Below are 18,581 nucleotides of genomic sequence, written 5' to 3'. Positions count from 1 at the left end.
CATGTTTGGCCCCTTACAGATCACATCTGAATGCTAAGGGCTCTTCTACAGAGCAAACCTTAATTAAGCGTTTTCTAAAGACGCTTCTTCAGCCTGCTCAGCCAGATCCTGAGAACGGCCTTCGCGAACGGTAGTCGCAACGGCAGTCAGGTACAGGTTGATAGCACGGATCGCATCGTCGTTACCTGGGATAACGTAATCAACGCCATCCGGATCAGAGTTAGTATCAACGATAGCAAATACTGGGATGCCCAGGTTGTTTGCTTCTTTGATTGCGATGTGTTCGTGGTCAGCATCGACAACAAACAGTGCATCCGGCAAACCGCCCATGTCTTTGATACCGCCCAGGCTGTTTTCCAGCTTGGCCAGCTCACGAGCGCGCATCAGCGCTTCTTTCTTGGTCAGTTTGTCGAAAGTGCCGTCCTGAGACTGGGTCTCAAGCTCTTTCAGACGTTTGATAGACTGACGAACGGTTTTCCAGTTAGTCAGCATACCACCCAACCAGCGGTGGTTTACGAAGAACTGGTCGCAGCTCAGTGCAGACTCTTTTACCGCTTCGGCAGCAGCGCGCTTGGTACCAACGAACAGAATCTTACCTTTACGGGAAGAGATTTTGGTCAACTCAGCCAGAGCTTCGTTGAACATTGGTACGGTTTTCTCAAGGTTGATGATGTGAACTTTGTTACGCGCACCGAAAATGAATGGCTTCATTTTTGGGCACCAGTAACGGGTCTGGTGACCGAAGTGAACACCAGCCTTGAGCATATCGCGCATGGAAACAGTTGCCATGATTACTACCTCTAGTTTAATTGGGGTTGGGCCTCCATGTATCCCATACAACCGACCTCTTTCAAGGCACCCCGGCGTATGTGTCGATACATGTGTGTTTTAGTACACATAGTGAGATTATTGCGGTTCCCGTTGACCTTGCAGCCCACAGAGAATCGTCGGCGCGCTTTATACCACAATCAGGCTCTGGACGCCAATAATTGTTCGCTTATGGCGCGCGATGCGTTCTCCGTTTGGCAGCCCTTTTGGCTTGCTGTTAACATGACAGCACAGCGTTCATTATTGCTGAAAATTTCAGCAACAGCGGAATAATTTAATGGCAATCTCAATAAAAACTCCCGAAGAAATCGAAAAAATGCGCGTCGCAGGTCGGCTGGCTGCGGAAGTGCTTGAAATGATCGAACCGCACGTGCAGCCTGGCGTGACGACGGGCGAACTGGATCGCCTTTGTCATGCGCACATTACCGAGAAGCAGCAGGCGGTGTCTGCCTGCCTGGGTTACCACGGTTTCCCTAAATCTGTCTGTATCTCAGTGAATGAAGTGGTTTGCCATGGCATTCCCAGTGACGATCGCCCGTTAAAAGACGGGGATATCGTTAACATTGACGTGACCGTGATTAAAGACGATTACCATGGCGATACGTCCAAAATGTTTATCGTGGGTAAACCCACCATTCAGGGCGAACGTCTGTGCCGCGTGACGCAGGAAAGCCTTTATCTGTCACTGCGTTTAGTTAAGCCGGGCATTCGGCTGCGCGAGCTGGGCCGCGCGATTCAAAAATACGTCGAAGCGAATGACTTCTCTGTCGTGCGGGAATACTGCGGTCACGGCATTGGCAAAGGCTTCCATGAAGAGCCCCAGGTGCTGCATTACGACGCGGATGACGGCGGAGTGGTCCTGCAGGCAGGAATGACCTTTACCGTTGAACCGATGGTAAACGCCGGTGATTACCGCATTCGTACCATGAAAGACGGCTGGACGGTGAAAACCAAAGATCGCAGCTTGTCGGCGCAGTACGAGCATACTATTGTGGTGACGGATAACGGCTGTGAGATTTTAACCCTGCGAAAAGACGACACCCTGCCTGCGGTGTTAGTTAACCAGGAGTAATTCCACCACGAATAAAAAAGCCGGCGCTCTGCCGGTTTTTTTATGGTTAATGATGAGAGCGTTGCATGAGCCTGTCGCAAGAAGTGAAAAACGGCCTGAATGATTCCCCTGGCGAGTGGCAAGACGATACGCTGACACGCGACGTCTTAAAGCAACGCCTGGAGGGCTTCCAGCAGCACCTGGCGGCGGCGTTTGATGCCGGTGAGCCTGTCGAAGATCTGATTCACGCCCGAACGCTGTTTATCGATCGCCTGCTGCGCCGTTTGTGGCGTTTTTTTGGCTTCGACAGCATGAAAGCCATCACGCTTGTCGCCGTCGGCGGTTACGGTCGCGGTGAACTGCATCCCCTTTCCGATATCGATATCTTAATTCTCAGCCGTCAGCCGCTGGATGAGCAGGCGGCGCAGAGCGCCAGCGCGCTACTGACGCTGATGTGGGATCTCAAGCTGGAGGTCGGCCACAGTGTACGTAGCCTCGAAGAGTGCCTGCTGGAAGGGCTGTCCGATCTGACCGTGGCGACCAATCTGATTGAAGCCCGAATGCTGACCGGCGATGTCGCGCTGTTTCTGGAATTACAAAAAAATGTCTTCAGCGATGGCTTCTGGCCATCATCCCGCTTTTTTGCCGCCAAAATCGACGAGCAGCAGGAACGCCATACACGTTATCACGGTACCAGCTATAACCTGGAACCGGATATCAAAAGCAGCCCCGGCGGGTTACGTGACATTCATACCTTGCAATGGGTTGCCCGTCGCCACTTTGGCGCGACCACGCTGGATGAGATGTCAGGCTTTGGTTTCCTGACGGACGCAGAGCGCAGCGAGCTGAATGAGTGCCAGGCGTTTCTCTGGCGCATTCGCTTTGCCCTGCACCTGTCTCTGCCACGGTACGATAACCGCCTGCTGTTTGACCGCCAGCTCAGCGTTGCCCGGCGCCTGAATTATGAGGGAGAAGGCAACGAACCGGTCGAACGCATGATGAAAGATTTTTACCGCGTCACGCGGCGCATCGGTGAGCTTAACCAGATGCTGTTGCAACTGTTCGATGAGGCCATTCTGGCGCTCTCCACCAATGAAAAACCCTATGCCATTGATGACGATTTCCAGCTGCGCGGTAACCTGATCGATCTGCGTGATGAAACCCTGTTTGATCGGGAACCCCAGGCGATCTTGCGTATGTTCTATGTCATGGTACGCAATGAAAACATCAAAGGGATCTACTCCACTACACTGCGCCGCCTGCGTCATACACGACGTCATCTTGAGCAACCCTTATGCCAGTTGCCTGAAGCGCGTCGCCTGTTTATGTCGATTCTGCGTCATCCCGGTGCGGTCAGTCGCGCGCTGGTCCCGATGCATCGCCACAGCGTGCTCTGGGCTTATACGCCGCTCTGGGGCCACATTGTCGGGCAGATGCAGTTTGATTTATTTCATGCTTATACCGTCGATGAGCACACTATCCGGGTGTTGCAGAAACTGGAGAGCTTTGCCAATGAAGCAACGCGCCCGCAACATCCGTTGTGCGTTGAACTCTGGCCTCGCCTGCCACAACAGGAATTACTGTTAATGGCTGCGCTGTTACACGACATCGCGAAAGGGCGTAACGGCGATCACTCCGTGCTGGGTGCGCAGGACGCGCTGGCGTTTGCGGAGATGCACGGTCTTAACTCACGTGAAACCCAGTTAGTGGCCTGGCTGGTTCGTCATCATCTGCTGATGTCAGTTACCGCGCAGCGCCGCGACATTCAGGATCCTACGGTCATTCAGCAGTTCGCCGAAGTCATGCAGAACGAGAACCGGCTGCGTTATCTGGTTTGCCTGACCGTTGCCGACATCTGCGCCACTAATGAAAGCTTGTGGAACAGCTGGAAGCAAAGCCTGCTGCGAGAACTGTTCTTTGCCACTGAAAAACAGCTGCGCCGCGGCATGGAGAACAGCCCGGATCTCCGTGAGCGTGTCCGTCATCACCGTTTACAGGCGCTGGCACTGTTGCGCATGGACAACATCGATGAAGCCCGCCTGCACCACATCTGGAACCGGTGCCGTGCCGACTATTTCCTGCGTCACACGCCGAATCAGATCGCCTGGCATGCGCGCCATTTACTGGAACACGATCTGCGTAAACCATTGGTGCTGGTAAGCCCACAGGCTACACGAGGCGGTACAGAAATTTTTATCTGGAGCCCGGACCGGCCCCACCTGTTTGCCGCCGTGGCCGGTGAGCTGGATCGCCGCAATCTCAGCGTGCATGATGCGCAGATTTTTACCAGCCGCGATGGTATGGCGATGGATACGTTTATCGTGCTGGAGCCGGATGGCAGCCCGCTGGCTCCCGATCGTCATGCGCTTATCATTCAGGCGCTGGAACAGGCGATTACGCAGTCAGACTGGGTGCCGCCACGTACCCGCCGTCAGGCTGCCCGACTCCGCCATTTCAGCGTGGATACCGAAGTAAACTTTCTGCCGACGCATACCGATCGCCGGAGTTATCTGGAACTGGTGGCGCTCGATCAGCCGGGCTTGCTGGCGCGCGTCGGCGAGGTGTTTGCCGATCTCGGCGTATCACTGCATGGCGCGCGCATCAGTACCATTGGAGAACGTGTCGAAGATTTGTTTATTCTGGCCAATAGCGAACGCCGGGCACTGGATGAGGAAATGCGCCAGACCCTGCAACAACGGTTGACAGAGGCCCTTAATCCAAACGATAAAGTGTGACCCGCTTCAATTTGTGAACTTTCACTTTTTACCTGTGCTGGTCGCTGACCGGCACCACAAATGACAGATCAGGAAAAAATATGCAACAGTTACAGAGTGTTATTGAATCTGCCTTCGAACGTCGCGCTGATATCACCCCGACCAGTGTGGATACTGAAACCCGCGACGCGATTAATCAGGTTATCGCCAAACTGGACAGTGGTGAGCTGCGCGTTTCTGAAAAAATCGACGGTGAATGGGTAACGCATCAGTGGCTGAAAAAAGCCGTTCTGCTCTCTTTCCGCATCAATGACAATCAGGTCATGGAAGGCGCAGAAACACGCTTTTACGACAAAGTGCCAATGAAATTCGCTGACTGGGACGATGCGCGCTTCAAAGCCGCCGGTTTCCGCGTCGTACCGCCCGCCGCCGTGCGTAAAGGTGCCTTTATTGCACGTAATACCGTGTTGATGCCTTCCTATGTGAACATCGGTGCCTTTGTTGACGAAGGAACGATGGTGGACACCTGGGCCACCGTGGGCTCCTGTGCGCAAATTGGTAAAAATGTCCACTTATCTGGTGGCGTAGGCATCGGTGGGGTGCTTGAGCCCCTGCAGGCTAATCCGACCATTATTGAAGATAACTGCTTCATCGGCGCACGTTCTGAAATTGTTGAAGGCGTGATTGTTGAAGAAGGTTCCGTTATTTCAATGGGCGTTTATATTGGTCAAAGCACCAAAATTTATGACCGCGAAACCGGTGAAATTCATTACGGACGCGTACCTGCCGGATCGGTCGTCGTCTCGGGTAATCTGCCGTCAAAAGATGGCAGCTACAGCCTGTATTGCGCGGTTATCGTGAAAAAAGTGGATGCCAAAACACTGGCCAAAACCGGCATTAATGAATTGCTGCGCACGATCGACTAAGCTTGTGGACGGGCTGCCTGACAGCCCGTCATCTTTTGTTTACAGCTGTTACGGGTAATGTTGTTTTTCAACGCGAACCAACGGGTGCGTTTACTTTTCATCCAGGTCATAATTCGCGCCAGTTAAATCCTGTTGCGCACTGATTCATGTTATTTATGTCTACAGTCATTAAGTCATGAACAATTCTGCGCGCTTATCATTTGGTGGAAAAAACGTTATGTATGACAATATTAAGAGCTTAGGCATTAGTAACCCCGACGATATCGATCGCTACAGCCTGCGTCAGGAAGCGAATAACGATATTTTGAAAATTTATTTCCGCAAAGATAAAGGCGAATTTTTCGCTAAAAGCGTGAAATTTAAATACCCTCGTCAGCGTAAAACGGTCGTCGCCGATAATGCGTCGCAGGGCTACCGTGAAGTGCAGGAAATCAGCCCTAACCTGCGCTATGTCATCGATGAGTTGGATCAAATTTGCCAGCGCGATCAGGTTGAAGTCGATCTGAAACGTAAAATTCTGGACGATCTGCGTCATCTGGAAGGCGTGGTGTCACACAAGATCGCGGAAATTGAATCCGATCTGGAAAAACTGACCCGCAGCGGCCGTTAATCCCTTCAAACGTACTACGGCCTGCCGTCCTGAGTGAGCGTCACTTTGTGCGGCGGGCCTTTTTTATGCCCTGCTACTCCTGCCGCAGCAACGCCCCTTCACGCAAGACATCTTCAGTCGCCTCACGCCAGTCAAACCGGTCAATCCAGGATTGATAGCGTGCAGAACCCAGCGCATTATCCGCCAGCATAAGCAGGGGAATGACGCGCCCGCTGTTACGGTCGCGCGTCTTCCACGGCCAGCGGCGCGCAGAATCACTAAACGGTGCCATATAATCCAACGCAGCCAGCAGCGAGCCGCCCTGTTTGTCAGAGTAGTGCCAGAGATCGTCCTCACCGCGCTGAGACGACAAGGCCGCTATCGCAGTCAGCGCCTGTAAATTAAAAAAACTGTAGTGAAAAGAGCGGGTGCGGGCCAGTTCAAGCGGCTGCGTGCCATCACGCGCTATCTGCCCACCGATCTTCGTTTTAGCCAGCGCCATCATGTCCCTCATAACGGCGTCGTTATGCAGGTAAGCGGCAATCCCGGCCACCTGAACACAATACCAGCTACCGTGATTGTTGGCCGCATGCCGCTCCTGGCGCGCCAGCTTACTGGTTTGCAGCCAGGTAAGGTAGTCGTGGAACCAGCGCTGTAGCGCGGCCTCGTCGCCTGCACGCCAGCCAAGTGACTGACGCAGCAATATCAACGCATCAACAATGCGGGTGGCAAAATAACGCCCATCCAGTACGCCATCATGCCGACCCGTGCTGATGCCCGGCACGCCTTGCGCAAAGTTAAGGTTGGGGTTCATGCGGCTGGCAGGATCGATAAACCAGTGACGGATCATCGATTGGGCTTTACTGGCATAGCGTACATCGCCCGAAAAGAACCAGGCCAGCGTCAGTGCCTGCACATCGGCACTAAAACGCGCAAAACGCAGCCCGTCTGTTTGGTTGTTTTTTGTGTCGGGATTCACCTCGCCATCCCGACGCCTCCACGGAAGCCCCGTTTTCTGCCGGGCGTCCGGCCACCAGTACGCGCTCAGGCTGAGATAATCGTGTCGCGAGCCGCTGGGGGGCACCAGACCTTTGTCCATGACGCTGGGATCGGGCTGCTTAAGCGCCTTATCCGCCTGCTGTTTCAGCTGTTGCCAGGCTTGCTGCGTACGTGGGCTTGCCTGCTGATTCTGGATGGTCTGCCGTGTAGTGAGCAAAGTCTTTGTCGAGAGAAAAATCAGTGTGTCCGCCGCCGCCGCCTGGCAGGTGAACGCAAGTATCAGTAAGCCACATCCCCAACTCAGTGCGCGCATCAGTCTGTCCTCTTCGTTTTTTCGGGCCCTGTCAGCCCTGCTCATCCAGTTGGATCGCGATGTACAACAGCAGGCGATCGTCGACCTTGCCCAGGTTGAGTCCCGTCAATTCAGCGATACGATTTAAACGGTATTCCAGGGTATTTCGATGAATAAAAAGCGCACGCGACGTCGCGCCGGGCTGCACGTTGTTGCTGAACCAGGCACTCAGCGTGCGTCGCAGCAAACCGTTGCTGTCCATGCTTTTTAGCTTTTCCAGCGGACGCGCCAGTTCATTTGACTGCCAGCCACCCCGTAAGCTGTCGAGCAGGACCGGCAGTATCAAATCCTGATAAAAATAGCTGCGAACCTCGGGCATACGCTGCTTTCCCACCGCCATCGTTGTTCGCGCAGTACGATATGAACGTGCAATGCTGCCCATGCCCGTAAAGAAATTGCCCAGCGCGATACGCATGCGCAGATGACCACTTTCCTTCATGCGCTGCATGAGCTGTTCGATCCGCCTGCGGTGATCGTGTTGATCATAACGTCCGTGAGCATTTAATGCCGGTTTCAGCACGACCATTTCGGTTAGTGAGACGATGGCAATCAGGTTATCCCGCGCCGGTGTCGTCAATAACGTCTGCAACTGCTGTAATTCTGACATCGCGCTGTCAACGCCAAGCTGCCCGCTGTCCACTTCGATCACCGCCACGATTCGGGGCTGATTAAGATCGATGCCGAGGCGCTGCGCCCATTCGGTGAGTTGCGGGGAGATCGCGTCACTGCGAATGAGATTGAGCACCAACTCTTCCCGCAGACGGCTGTCCTGCGCCAGCATGTGCAACAGCCGCGCCTGCTCCAGCATCATCTCTGCGGCCATACAGACTAATTCACCATAGTGACGCAGCGCACCCGGCTCGCCCGTCAGACCAATCACTCCAACAATCATCCCGTCGATACGCAACGGCAGATTAATTCCCGGCCTGACTCCATGCAGATGCCGGGCCACCGCATCGTCAATATCCACAATACGTCCCTGAGACAGCACTAACAATGCACCCTCATGTAATTCGCCGATGCGCTCCCGGTCACCGCTGCCAATAATCCGTCCTCGTGCATCCATAACGTTGACATTGCCATCAATGATTTTCATAGTGCGCGCGACAATTTCCTGCGCCAGTCGTGCGTCGAGATGACAGGTTGCCATCCTGTACTCCTGAGTCATAAAGAGGGGGAAAACAGCATAGACGCGCGATACCGGGAGAACATTGTGCATCTGCACAAGGCCTGGCAGGCATTAACAGAAATGCGGCGACCATCACATTTGTGCGCGTCGCCATAAAAAAGGCGGACCGAAGTCCGCCTGTGATAAACCCCTGCCTGTGATTACTGCGCCAGCAGATACAGTGAACTGTCTCCGCGCTGCACGTTCAACGCCAGTACCGGTGGTTTGGTATCGAGGATTTTACGCAGTTCGCCCAGATTGCTGACGGCCTGCTGGTTGACGCCAAGAATCAGGTCGCCTTTTTTCAGGCCAATTCTGGCCGCCGCGCTGCCCGCTTTCACGCTGTCAACCCGAACGCCTTTCTCTTTACCTGAATTATTGCTCAGATCCGCGCCTTCAATACCGGTGTAAATGGTGGCGGACTGCACCTTGTCCTGCGTGCTCTGCTGCAGCTGAACCGTCACATCCAGCGGTTTACCGTCACGCAGTATGCCAAGTTTCAGCGTGGTTCCTACCGGCAACGAGCCGACTTCGGCACGCAGTGAAGCAAAGCTGGTTAACGGCTTACCGTTCATCGACACAATGACGTCACCCGCTTTAATACCGCCCTTCGCCGCCGCGGAGTTCGGTACGACCTGACTGACGAATGCACCGCGTTGCGCATCGACTTTCATCGCCTTCGCCAGCTCAGAGTTAAGCTCGGTTCCCATAATGCCCAGCTCACCGCGTTTAACCTGACCGTATTCCACCATTTGTGCCGTCAGGTTTTTCACCATGTTGCTCGGGATGGCGAAACCAATACCAATGTTGCCGCCGTCCGGTGCCAGGATAGCGGTGTTGATGCCAATCAGCTCGCCGTTGAGATTTACCAGAGCGCCACCCGAGTTACCCCGGTTGATGGCCGCATCGGTTTGAATAAAGTTCTCATAGTTTTCAACATTCAGGCCACTGCGTCCCAGCGCGGACACGATACCAGACGTAACGGTTTCACCCAGACCATACGGGTTACCAATCGCCACGGCGTAATCGCCCACCCGTAAATTGTCAGAGTCGGCCATCTTAATCGCGGTAAGATTTTTAGCACCTTCCAGCTGAATTAATGCGATATCCGAGCTGGGATCTTTACCAATCACTTTGGCATCGTAACTGCGACCATCGCTCAGTTTTACCTGAATTTTCGTCGCGTCGTTTACCACATGGTTATTGGTGACCACATAGCCTTTTTCAGCGTTAATGATGACACCAGAGCCCAGCGCTCTAAATTTTTGCTGCTGCGTATCTGGCGCGGCAGGGGCACCGCCACCGTCACCGCCCTGGCAAAGCGGTGAGCCCATGAACGGCGAACCGTCCTGGCAGAAAGGCGAATTATCGCCAAAAAATTGCTGAAACTGCTGCGGCATCCGTGGCGTTTTGACCGTCGTACTTCCTTCAACGCTGATACTCACGACTGAAGGCATAACCTTTTCCAGCATTGGCGCAAGGCTCGGCAACTGCTGGCTGTTGGTGGATGACACGGAAGAGGACGTTTCCGCAGCGAAAGCACTCACAGGGGTCAGTGCCATGCCAAGACTAAGCGCCAGGGCGCTTAACATTAACGAGGTTTTTTTCATTTTGGTATCTCACAATGATGGATATACTGACCATTGCTGTGGTCGAATGTTGAGATAAATGTTTTAGCGCGAAGTTCCTCTAAAAGTTTTAGGCAAAAGTAAAAATTTATTCGCGCTCTTTACAATTCTCGGGTTATTCCACCGCCATTAAGCGACGATACTCATCCCAGGCATAGAGATCCGTCATGCCACTAATGTAATCCTGAATCAGGCGAAAACGATAATAACGTTCCCATAACAAACGCTCATATTTATGCTCAACAACCAATGTACGCATTTTATACAAATAGGCTTTTCGGTGTTTACCAGACAGTTTATGGAACAGTCGGGTCTCTATGGGATGATGGCGTAAAAAGTCTTCATTTATCAGTGTGGTAAACGCTTCATAATTGAGCGACATCAGCGGCTGATATATTTCCAGCAAGCCCTTAATTACCCGATAACCCTGCAGTTCCAGTTGCTCAACTTCGGAATGATTAAACACCTGCTGGCGCGCCACGGTTTTAAAAATCTGTAATAAACGGCCCTCTTCACCTTCGTCTTCTAATAAAGCATGGTTGAAGTGCCCCTCGAATATGGCAGGCAGATTATCAATAAAACGTTTCACCGCGTAGGTGACCAAAACATTCTGAACATTGACCCGCAGCGACATAAAAAATTGATCGCTACGGCTACGGCGTTTTTTACTGCCCGCTTCGCGCCACGCTTCCCCCACTGTACGACTGAAGGCATCGTTATTATTTATTGTTCCCCAGGCCTTGCTGAGATATTCATACAGACTGTCCACGTTAAATATGGCTTTTTCAACGGCATCGTCTAAATCGGCAATACAATAGGAGATGTCGTCAGCGGCTTCCATGATATAGGTCAGCGGAAAGCGATGGTGTTCCGTCAAATTTGTGGCGGTGCGAAGCTCATCGATATATTCCCGCTCAGATAAATAGAAGCCCGGCTTTTTCATTAATACGCTAAACTGAGCCGGTTTTTCCCCCTGCCACCATGCGGGCGCGGTATATTTCAGGATGCAGGCTACCTGAGAATAGCTCAGGTTGAGTTGCAGCAGCGAATGCACCATGCGAATAGCCTGAGCATTCCCTTCGAAGTGGCACAAATCCTGACGAATCATGGCGTTCATGCGATCAAAGTCCGCGCGCTGCGCCTCGTTTTCAACACCCGCAACCAGCGGATCGACCAGTTCAGCGGGCAGGTTATCTTCAAACCAGTCATTAATGGCGGCTTCGCCAAAATGCCCAAACGGTGGGTTACCTACATCATGTAACAGGCAGGCCATTTCGACGAGGCTTTCGAACGCCCCTTCCATGTCATCCAGACCATATTTTGCCAGTCCACCCTGCATCTTTAGCGTCTGCAGAATTTCTTTGCTGATATACCGGCCGGTTTGTTGCACTTCAAGCGAATGCGTCAGACGGGAACGTACGGCGGCGTTGCGCTCAAGCGGGAATACCTGGGTTTTTTGTTGCAGTCGACGAATTGCCGCTGAATTAATGATCCGCCCACGATCGCTTTCGAAATGGCGGGTAATAAAATATTCCCCCTGTGGATCTTTACGGTTGCTATAAGGGCGAGTGAAGCTGATCTTCTTCCTGAAATTGATCGTCGCCATAGCTGTCCCCTTATTTTTTCGTGAAATAATCCCGTCACTGCCATGATAGACTATGCCTGATATTGACATCCATTACATTAGCGAGACGTAAAATGAAAGCAGGCATCATTGGCGCAATGGAGCAGGAAGTTACCCTGCTGCGAGACAAAATTGAAAATCGCCAGACCCTGTCTCTGGCTGGTTGTGAAATTTACACTGGCACACTGAATGGTGTGGACGTTGCGTTGCTGAAATCCGGCATTGGTAAGACCTCGGCCGCTATGGGCACCACATTGTTACTGCAATTGTGCAAACCCGATTTGGTGATTAACACCGGCTCAGCGGGCGGCTTAGCCTCTTCGTTAAAGGTAGGCGATATTGTGGTGTCCGATGAAGTGCGCTATCACGATGCCGATGTCACAGCCTTTGGTTATGAACCGGGCCAGATGGCGGGCTGCCCCGCGGCCTTTACCGCAGACAGTAAGCTGATCGCCGCCGCAGAAGCCTGTATTCAGCAGTTGAATCTCAACGCGGTTCGCGGCCTGGTAGTCAGCGGTGACGCGTTTATCAATGGCGCAGCCCCTCTGGCCCGCATTCGCGCCACGTTCCCACAGGCGATTGCCGTTGAGATGGAAGCCACCGCTATCGGCCATGTCTGCCACCAGTTTAACGTGCCGTTTGTGGTCGTCCGCGCGATCTCCGATGTGGCCGATCAGGAATCGCACCTGAGTTTCGATGAGTTCCTGAGCGTTGCCGCTAAGCAGTCCTCCCTGATGGTGGAAAATCTGCTGGCCCGCCTGGCACATGGCTAAATCCCTGCTGTTTTGCTGGCTGCTGCTGTTTTGCAGCAGCCTACCTGCTGCACCGCCCCGCGTCATCACCCTGGCTCCTCACCTGACTGAACTGGCTTTTGCCGCCGGCATCACGCCGGTTGCGGTCAGTGCCTGGTCGGGTTATCCCGCTGAAGCACAAAAGATTGAGCAGGTCGCGACCTGGCAGGGGATGAACCTTGAGCGCATTTTACAGCTTAAGCCCGATGTTGTGCTGGCATGGCCCGGCGGCACCTCATCCCGTCAGGTGGCGCAGTTAGTGCACTCAGGGATTCATGTGGAATGGGTCGCCACCTCGACACTGGATGACATGATTCATTCGCTGGCTGGATTAGCCCGATGGAGCCCGTCCCCCCAGCGTGCTACACAGGCCGCTACGCAACTACGCCAGCAGGTCGCAGCCTTGCGCCAACGCTACCGTCCGCAACCCCCCGTACGCGTTTTTGTGCAGTTTGGTCTTTCCCCCCTGTATACGGCGGCTAAAGCGACGCTGCAAAATGACATTATCGGCCTGTGTGGCGGGCAAAATATTTTTGCCGCAAGTCCGGTGAGCTGGCCTCAGGTGAGCCGGGAGCAGGTCCTGATGCGCCACCCTCAGGTCATTGTGACAACGGGCGGTTCGCAACAGGCTGAAACGCTTGCGCAGTTCTGGCGACCGCAGCTTAACGTACGCATCATTGCCATTAACGAGGACTGGCTCAGCCGTCCGGGCCCGCGTATCCTGTTAGCCGCAGAGCAGCTCTGTGAGGCACTGCATCCTGCCCCAAAGGCATCTTCAGGCCACTGAATATTGCCCTGCCGATTAAAGTAATCATTTTCACTGCCGTTAACGTTATTTAAGAGACGCGTGCCATGTAAGCCCGCCGTCCTTCAGCGCGATGCGCTTTTGACTACACCAGGAATTCACTATGACTAAAGCCCTGCTTATGGCCATAGGGCTTGTGATCGCGCAGCAGGCGTTCGCGGGATCCACGACCGGCTCTATCAATGTCAGACTTGTTATCTATTCACGTTGCGAAGTCAACAGCGTGCGAAGCCCGTCTTCGCCACAGGTTGACTGCGGTCGCCAGAGCAGCGCACAGCCGCGCGTGACGCAAACGGTGCTGAAGCGTCAGGGAAGCCGCACAACGAACGACAGACTGGTGACAATCGAATGGTAAGAGGCCGCCCGGAGAGAGCGGCCTGATGATCAGATGCTGAAGGAAGACCCGCAACCGCAGGTGGTTTTGGCGTTCGGGTTGGTTACGATAAAGCGCGACCCTTCCAGACCTTCGGTGTAATCCACCGAACCGCCTACCAGATACTGCAGACTCATTGGATCAACCACCAGCGAAACGCCCTGCTTTTCAATGGTCATATCACCGTCGTTCATTTGATCGTCGAAGGTGAAACCATACTGAAAGCCGCTGCAACCACCACCAGTGATATACACACGCAGCTTCAGCGCCGGGTTATCTTCGTCAGCAATCAGATTTTTCACTTTGTTGGCTGCTGCGTCGGTAAACTGCAACGGCAGTGCTACTACTTCATCACTCATGAGTTACTCCGTAAACGTCCGGGTCAGAAAACGACCTCAATGTTGCTATTATCTGCCAGCGACCCGCCGCAATCAAGCGCTCAGCTTCGCACTCTGTGCCGGATTGACGCGGAGAAGTCGTACGCAGGGATATCTGGCTTTCGTCGGCCGCCCCTCTTCCGTAGAATAGCCCGAAATTATATGAACTGCTGGAGCCGAAAATGAGTAAGTCTGAAAAACTGTTCGCCGAAGCACAACGCCTGATCCCCGGCGGTGTGAACTCGCCGGTCCGTGCGTTTACCGGTGTCGGCGGCGTTCCGCTGTTCATTGAGCATGCTGATGGCGCCTGTCTGTATGACGCCGATGGCAAAGCCTATATCGACTATGTTGGCTCATGGGGGCCAATGGTACTGGGACATAACAACGAAGGCATTCGTCAGGCTGTGATTGAGGCAGCCCAGCGCGGCCTGAGCTTTGGTGCGCCGACCGAAATGGAAGTCACCATGGCGCAGCTGGTATGTGACCTGGTACCGAGTATGGAAATGGTGCGCATGGTCAACTCCGGCACCGAAGCGACCATGAGTGCGATTCGTCTGGCGCGCGGGTTTACCGGACGCGATAAGATCATCAAGTTCGAAGGGTGCTATCACGGCCATGCCGACCACCTGCTGGTGAAAGCCGGATCAGGTGCGCTGACGCTGGGCCAACCCAACTCGCCGGGCGTACCCGCCGATTTTGCTAAGCATACGCTGACCTGCACCTATAACGATCTGGATTCTGTTCGTGCGGCCTTTGAACAGTATCCCGCGGCTGTCGCTGCCATTATCGTTGAGCCTGTTGCCGGCAATATGAACTGTATCCCTCCGCAGCCTGACTTCCTGCCGGGCCTGCGTGCCCTGTGCGATGAGTTCGGTGCGCTGCTGATTATTGATGAAGTGATGACAGGCTTCCGTGTGGCGCTGGGCGGCGCACAGGCACACTATAACGTGAAGCCGGATCTCACCTGCCTGGGCAAAATCATCGGCGGTGGCATGCCAGTGGGTGCGTTCGGTGGCCGTCGCGAGGTCATGTCCGCGCTGGCTCCGACCGGGCCGGTTTATCAGGCCGGTACGTTGTCCGGTAATCCCGTAGCCATGGCCGCCGGTTATGCCTGCCTGACGCAGATTGCGCAGCCAGGTATGCATGACAGGCTGAACCGTCTGACTGAACAACTGGCTCAGGGGCTGGTTGAGGCAGCCAGACAGGAAAATATTCCCGTGGTGGTGAATCAGGTTGGCGGCATGTTTGGCCTGTTCTTTACCGATGCCGACAGCGTCACCTGCTATCAGGACGTGACACAGTGCGACGTGGAACGCTTCAAGCGCTTCTTCCACCTGATGCTCGAAGAAGGCGTGTATTTTGCGCCGTCCGCATTTGAGGCCGGGTTTATGTCGCTGGCACACACTGATGAGGATATTCAGCACACCATCGAGGCGGCCCGGCGCTGTTTCGCGAAGCTCTGATGAGAAAAGACCGGCTGAGCCGGTCTTTTTTTTAACGTGAACGGCGCAGTAGCCAGATAAAATAGGGTGCGCCCAAAAAGGTCGCCATCAGGCCCGCCGGAATCTGACTGGGAAAGGCCAGCATGCGCCCGCACCAGTCTGCGGCCACCATTAACCCGGCCCCCAGCACGCCAGACAATAAAACCTGTGGCAGCGCGCGGCGAAAGCCCAACATACGGGCCATATGGGGTGCCATTAAGCCGACAAAGCTCAGCGGCCCAATCGTCAGCGTGGCGCAAGCCGTTAAAGCCGCCGCTAACAACAACAGGGCGAGTCGTGAACCCGTCAGTGCCATACCGACAGACCGTGCGGTCATGCTGCCAAGTGGCAGAATGGTTAACCAGCGGCTGGCCAGTGGCGCTAATGCCACTAAAACAGCCGCACAGCCTGCACTTTGCAGCGCCTGCGTAGCACTGATGTTGTAAGTTGATCCGGATATCCAGGTCAGTAACCCTGCCATGCGCGGATCGCCACTTGCCATCAACAGCATCAGAATGGTGACAAAGGCGCTGTTGAGTGCCATACCCGCCAGTAGCATACGTTCCGGTGAGAAACCACCACGACTGGCGACCAGCATAATAACCGCCAGCGTTATCGCCGCCCCCAGCGCACCTGCCGGCAACAGAAATGCCAGCGCGTTGCCGGGAACAAAGAACAGCATCACGACCACACCGCAGGCCGCGCCGGAACTGATGCCCAGCACTTCAGGACTGGCCATGGGATTACCGGTGAGGCGCTGGATCAGGCTGCCCGCCACACCGAGCATCAGGCCGACCTCCAGTGCCGCCAGCACACGCGGCGCGCGCCAGGGTAATAACTGTTGCAGCATGTCGCCAGACGTCCAAACCCAGCCATGCGCATCGCGCCCAAAGGCCAGGCACAGCCATGTCAGCCCGCCCAGCATCAGCAATCCCACCAGCGTCCAGCGCCCGTAACGGTATCGCTCGACCGGCACGTTGTCCCCCTGATCCAGCGCAGGCGGAACGGATCCGGTTCGCAGGCGAGGTAACAGCGCCAACAGAATGGGCACGCCCAGCAGCGCCGTCACGGTTCCGGTGGAGACCTCGCGCCAGTGCGCCGTGAGCCAGAGTACGCAGGCATCCGCCAGCCAGAGCAGCAGTGCACCAATCAGAGGTGCCAGCAGCATGCGGCTCAGTAACCGCCGTCCACCCAGCAGCCTTGCCAGCAGCGGTGCAAATAAACCAATGAAGCCAATGATCCCCGCTACGCTCACCAACTGAGCGCTCAGCAAGATGGCCAGAACCAGGACGGCCAGCCGCGTAGCAGACAGCGCTAACCCAAGATTTTTGGCGACGCCATCGTCCAGCCCCATCAGCGTAAGCGGTCTCAGTAGTGCCAGAGACAGCACCAGCGCCAGCACCAGACGTGGCCAGAGTTGGGTAACGCTGTCCCAGCTCATCTGATTCAACGTGCCGGTGCTCCACAGAAACATATTCTGCAGTTGATCGTGGTTAAAGATGGCAAATATTTGGTTCACTGCGCCGCTGTACAGGCTGAGAACCAGCCCTGCCAGAATCAGCGTAACGGGCGACAGACGTTTGCGCCAGGCCACGCTGAACACCAGCGCACCGACCAACAGCGCGCCACCCGACGCGGCGAACTGATGAGCCAGCGCCCCACCCGGCAGGTGCCATAAGGTCGCGACGGTCATTCCTAACTGCGCGCCGGATGAAACGCCTAACGTGCCCGGTTCGGCCAGCGGATTGCGCAACACCTGCTGAAACAGTAATCCGGCTAACCCCAGCCCTGCCCCCACCAGCAGCGCCAGTGACCAGCGCGGCAGTAAGCTGTAGTGAAAGACCATTTGCTCAATGTTGCTGCTGTCCGGTGTCCACAGCGCCTGCAACCACTGGTTCGTGGGCAGCGCCTGTTGCAGATTGATCGCGGTTAACACCAGCGCCAGGAAGAACAGCGTACCTGTCACGGCTAACGGGAAAAAACGATGACGCATTACGATTTCTCCAGCGCACGTTCCAGCACGCGAATAAAGTGCAGGGCTGACAAGGTCGCACCGTAGTACCACACCGCCGGAACGCGCTGGAAATGGCCGCTGTGAACAAACGGCATGGACTGCCATAACGGACTTCGCGACAGCTGCTGCATCACGGCATCATTGTCATGATCGAAGCAGATCGCCTCTACGTCATGGAAAACGGCCAGCCGTTCCAGTCCAATCACGGCGCTGCCCCAAAAACTGGTTTCGCCCTGCCAGGCATTTTTCAGATTCAAAAGCGCCATCACTTCCAGGAATAAGCTGTTTTTACCGAAGGTAATAGCGTGGCGGCTGTCGAGTAGCGACATCAGCAAAATGGCCCGACCGGCGTGCGGCGCCAGACGCTGACGCGCCGCCGCAATCTCCGCATCCACCTGTTGCAGATGCGCTTCAGCCTGCGCCTCCCGTCCCAGTCGGGCCGCCAGCGCCCGCAATGAGGCCCGTGCGCGACTCAGCGGTTTGCCATCGCCATTGTGCAGGTCAAACCCCATGATCGGCGCAATGCGCCGCAGCTTATCTTTCGGTGGACCGTAACCGTTCGAGCAGAGAATCAGCGAGGGATGCATCTGAGTCATCAGTTCAAGATTTGGCTCGGTACGTAACCCGACATCCACCACGCCCGCAGGCAATGGCGGCTGTCCGACCCAGACGTTGTAGTTATGCACGTCCGCCACACCCAACGGGTTCACGCCCAGCGCCAGGAGTAACTCGGTGGGCAGCCACTCCAGCGCAATAACGCGGTCGCTGTCAGGCTGTGCCGCAGGCGATGGGAAAGACGGGATGAGAGGCGACAACGCCATTGCCATCAGCAGGCGACGGCGATATAAATCCGGCATTATC

General features: G+C 54.9%; 16 protein-coding genes. 8 read left to right on the top strand and 8 right to left on the bottom strand.

From position 1 onward, the window contains the following. Nucleotides 1-63 precede the first annotated feature (63 nt). Nucleotides 64-789, bottom strand: coding sequence for a 30S ribosomal protein S2 (rpsB, locus tag C7434_RS13705; RefSeq protein ID WP_006117758.1), 726 nt, complete (start codon nt 787-789; stop codon nt 64-66). Between the two features lie 316 nt (nt 790-1,105). Between rpsB and map the strand changes: the two genes are divergently transcribed. The 4 genes from map (at nt 1,106) to C7434_RS13685 (ending at nt 6,129) form a co-directional block, all read left to right on the top strand. Then, nucleotides 1,106-1,900 (top strand): type I methionyl aminopeptidase, encoded by a 795-nt coding sequence (gene map, locus C7434_RS13700; protein ID WP_033740309.1) that lies wholly within the window; start codon nt 1,106-1,108, stop codon nt 1,898-1,900. Nucleotides 1,901-1,965: 65 nt separating this feature from the next. Continuing rightward, the gene (gene glnD, locus C7434_RS13695; RefSeq protein ID WP_039338672.1) at nt 1,966-4,614 is read left to right on the top strand and encodes a bifunctional uridylyltransferase/uridylyl-removing protein GlnD; all 2,649 of its coding nucleotides are present in this window, start codon (nt 1,966-1,968) and stop codon (nt 4,612-4,614) included. 80 nt (nt 4,615-4,694) lie between these two features. Next, a complete protein-coding gene (dapD, locus tag C7434_RS13690) occupies nt 4,695-5,519 on the top strand; it encodes a 2,3,4,5-tetrahydropyridine-2,6-dicarboxylate N-succinyltransferase (protein ID WP_033740308.1) in 825 nt (274 codons plus the stop codon). A 217-nt stretch (nt 5,520-5,736) separates the two neighbouring features. After that, nucleotides 5,737-6,129 (top strand): DUF3461 family protein, encoded by a 393-nt coding sequence (locus C7434_RS13685; RefSeq protein ID WP_006117754.1) that lies wholly within the window; start codon nt 5,737-5,739, stop codon nt 6,127-6,129. A 73-nt stretch (nt 6,130-6,202) separates the two neighbouring features. Here C7434_RS13685 and C7434_RS13680 read toward each other — a convergent pair whose 3' ends face one another. The 4 genes from C7434_RS13680 to dgt all read right to left on the bottom strand — a co-directional run bounded on the left by C7434_RS13680 (nt 6,203) and on the right by dgt (nt 11,861). Then, complete coding sequence (locus tag C7434_RS13680; RefSeq protein WP_133745548.1) at nt 6,203-7,420, bottom strand: alginate lyase family protein; 1,218 nt, start codon at nt 7,418-7,420, stop codon at nt 6,203-6,205. Between the two features lie 31 nt (nt 7,421-7,451). Continuing rightward, nucleotides 7,452-8,609: a CdaR family transcriptional regulator gene (locus C7434_RS13675; protein ID WP_133745547.1), complete on the bottom strand. Its 1,158-nt coding sequence runs from the start codon at nt 8,607-8,609 to the stop codon at nt 7,452-7,454. Between the two features lie 179 nt (nt 8,610-8,788). Continuing rightward, on the bottom strand, nt 8,789-10,237 hold the full coding sequence (gene degP / locus C7434_RS13670) for a serine endoprotease DegP (RefSeq protein ID WP_033740303.1): 1,449 nt from the start codon (nt 10,235-10,237) through the stop codon (nt 8,789-8,791). A 133-nt stretch (nt 10,238-10,370) separates the two neighbouring features. Then, on the bottom strand, nt 10,371-11,861 hold the full coding sequence (gene dgt, locus C7434_RS13665; protein WP_006117749.1) for a dGTPase: 1,491 nt from the start codon (nt 11,859-11,861) through the stop codon (nt 10,371-10,373). Between the two features lie 92 nt (nt 11,862-11,953). Between dgt and mtnN the strand changes: the two genes are divergently transcribed. From mtnN to C7434_RS13650, 3 genes are all read left to right on the top strand, one after another. After that, nucleotides 11,954-12,652: a 5'-methylthioadenosine/S-adenosylhomocysteine nucleosidase gene (mtnN, locus tag C7434_RS13660; RefSeq protein ID WP_006117747.1), complete on the top strand. Its 699-nt coding sequence runs from the start codon at nt 11,954-11,956 to the stop codon at nt 12,650-12,652. Continuing rightward, complete coding sequence (gene btuF / locus C7434_RS13655; RefSeq protein ID WP_006117746.1) at nt 12,645-13,457, top strand: vitamin B12 ABC transporter substrate-binding protein BtuF; 813 nt, start codon at nt 12,645-12,647, stop codon at nt 13,455-13,457. The genes mtnN and btuF overlap by 8 nt, the downstream gene beginning before the upstream one ends. Nucleotides 13,458-13,578: 121 nt before the next feature. Continuing rightward, a complete protein-coding gene (locus tag C7434_RS13650) occupies nt 13,579-13,830 on the top strand; it encodes a hypothetical protein (RefSeq protein WP_110267836.1) in 252 nt (83 codons plus the stop codon). A gap of 29 nt (nt 13,831-13,859) precedes the next feature. Here C7434_RS13650 and erpA read toward each other — a convergent pair whose 3' ends face one another. Continuing rightward, nucleotides 13,860-14,207: an iron-sulfur cluster insertion protein ErpA gene (gene erpA / locus C7434_RS13645; RefSeq protein WP_006117744.1), complete on the bottom strand. Its 348-nt coding sequence runs from the start codon at nt 14,205-14,207 to the stop codon at nt 13,860-13,862. A gap of 200 nt (nt 14,208-14,407) precedes the next feature. Here erpA and hemL point away from each other — a divergent pair, with 200 nt between their 5' ends. Continuing rightward, complete coding sequence (gene hemL / locus C7434_RS13640) at nt 14,408-15,688, top strand: glutamate-1-semialdehyde 2,1-aminomutase (RefSeq protein ID WP_033740299.1); 1,281 nt, start codon at nt 14,408-14,410, stop codon at nt 15,686-15,688. Nucleotides 15,689-15,719: 31 nt separating this feature from the next. Here the strand turns inward: hemL and fhuB are convergent, their stop codons facing one another. Beyond that, entirely contained in the window at nt 15,720-17,699 is a 1,980-nt protein-coding gene (gene fhuB / locus C7434_RS13635) for a Fe(3+)-hydroxamate ABC transporter permease FhuB (protein WP_110267837.1), read from the bottom strand. Further along, nucleotides 17,699-18,577: a Fe(3+)-hydroxamate ABC transporter substrate-binding protein FhuD gene (gene fhuD / locus C7434_RS13630; protein ID WP_039338689.1), complete on the bottom strand. Its 879-nt coding sequence runs from the start codon at nt 18,575-18,577 to the stop codon at nt 17,699-17,701. The genes fhuB and fhuD overlap by 1 nt, the downstream gene beginning before the upstream one ends. Nucleotides 18,578-18,581: the final 4 nt, after the last annotated feature.

It is taken from the genome of Pantoea sp. PNA 14-12, assembly GCF_004364735.1.
Classification (GTDB): domain Bacteria; phylum Pseudomonadota; class Gammaproteobacteria; order Enterobacterales; family Enterobacteriaceae; genus Pantoea; species Pantoea stewartii.
The sequence above is the reverse complement of the archived record's forward strand: the minus strand, read 5'-3'. Positions and strand labels throughout refer to the sequence as shown.

Excerpts from the sequence above, each read along its gene's own strand:
- rpsB (WP_006117758.1), bottom strand. The coding sequence starts at position 789 with ATGGCAACTGTTTCCATGCGCGATATGCTCAAGGCTGGTGTTCACTTC.
- map (WP_033740309.1), top strand. The coding sequence starts at position 1,106 with ATGGCAATCTCAATAAAAACTCCCGAAGAAATCGAAAAAATGCGCGTC.
- glnD (WP_039338672.1), top strand. The coding sequence starts at position 1,966 with ATGAGCCTGTCGCAAGAAGTGAAAAACGGCCTGAATGATTCCCCTGGC.
- dapD (WP_033740308.1), top strand. The coding sequence starts at position 4,695 with ATGCAACAGTTACAGAGTGTTATTGAATCTGCCTTCGAACGTCGCGCT.
- C7434_RS13685 (WP_006117754.1), top strand. The coding sequence starts at position 5,737 with ATGTATGACAATATTAAGAGCTTAGGCATTAGTAACCCCGACGATATC.
- C7434_RS13680 (WP_133745548.1), bottom strand. The coding sequence starts at position 7,420 with ATGCGCGCACTGAGTTGGGGATGTGGCTTACTGATACTTGCGTTCACC.
- C7434_RS13675 (WP_133745547.1), bottom strand. The coding sequence starts at position 8,609 with ATGGCAACCTGTCATCTCGACGCACGACTGGCGCAGGAAATTGTCGCG.
- degP (WP_033740303.1), bottom strand. The coding sequence starts at position 10,237 with ATGAAAAAAACCTCGTTAATGTTAAGCGCCCTGGCGCTTAGTCTTGGC.
- dgt (WP_006117749.1), bottom strand. The coding sequence starts at position 11,861 with ATGGCGACGATCAATTTCAGGAAGAAGATCAGCTTCACTCGCCCTTAT.
- mtnN (WP_006117747.1), top strand. The coding sequence starts at position 11,954 with ATGAAAGCAGGCATCATTGGCGCAATGGAGCAGGAAGTTACCCTGCTG.
- btuF (WP_006117746.1), top strand. The coding sequence starts at position 12,645 with ATGGCTAAATCCCTGCTGTTTTGCTGGCTGCTGCTGTTTTGCAGCAGC.
- C7434_RS13650 (WP_110267836.1), top strand. The coding sequence starts at position 13,579 with ATGACTAAAGCCCTGCTTATGGCCATAGGGCTTGTGATCGCGCAGCAG.
- erpA (WP_006117744.1), bottom strand. The coding sequence starts at position 14,207 with ATGAGTGATGAAGTAGTAGCACTGCCGTTGCAGTTTACCGACGCAGCA.
- hemL (WP_033740299.1), top strand. The coding sequence starts at position 14,408 with ATGAGTAAGTCTGAAAAACTGTTCGCCGAAGCACAACGCCTGATCCCC.
- fhuB (WP_110267837.1), bottom strand. The coding sequence starts at position 17,699 with ATGCGTCATCGTTTTTTCCCGTTAGCCGTGACAGGTACGCTGTTCTTC.
- fhuD (WP_039338689.1), bottom strand. The coding sequence starts at position 18,577 with ATGCCGGATTTATATCGCCGTCGCCTGCTGATGGCAATGGCGTTGTCG.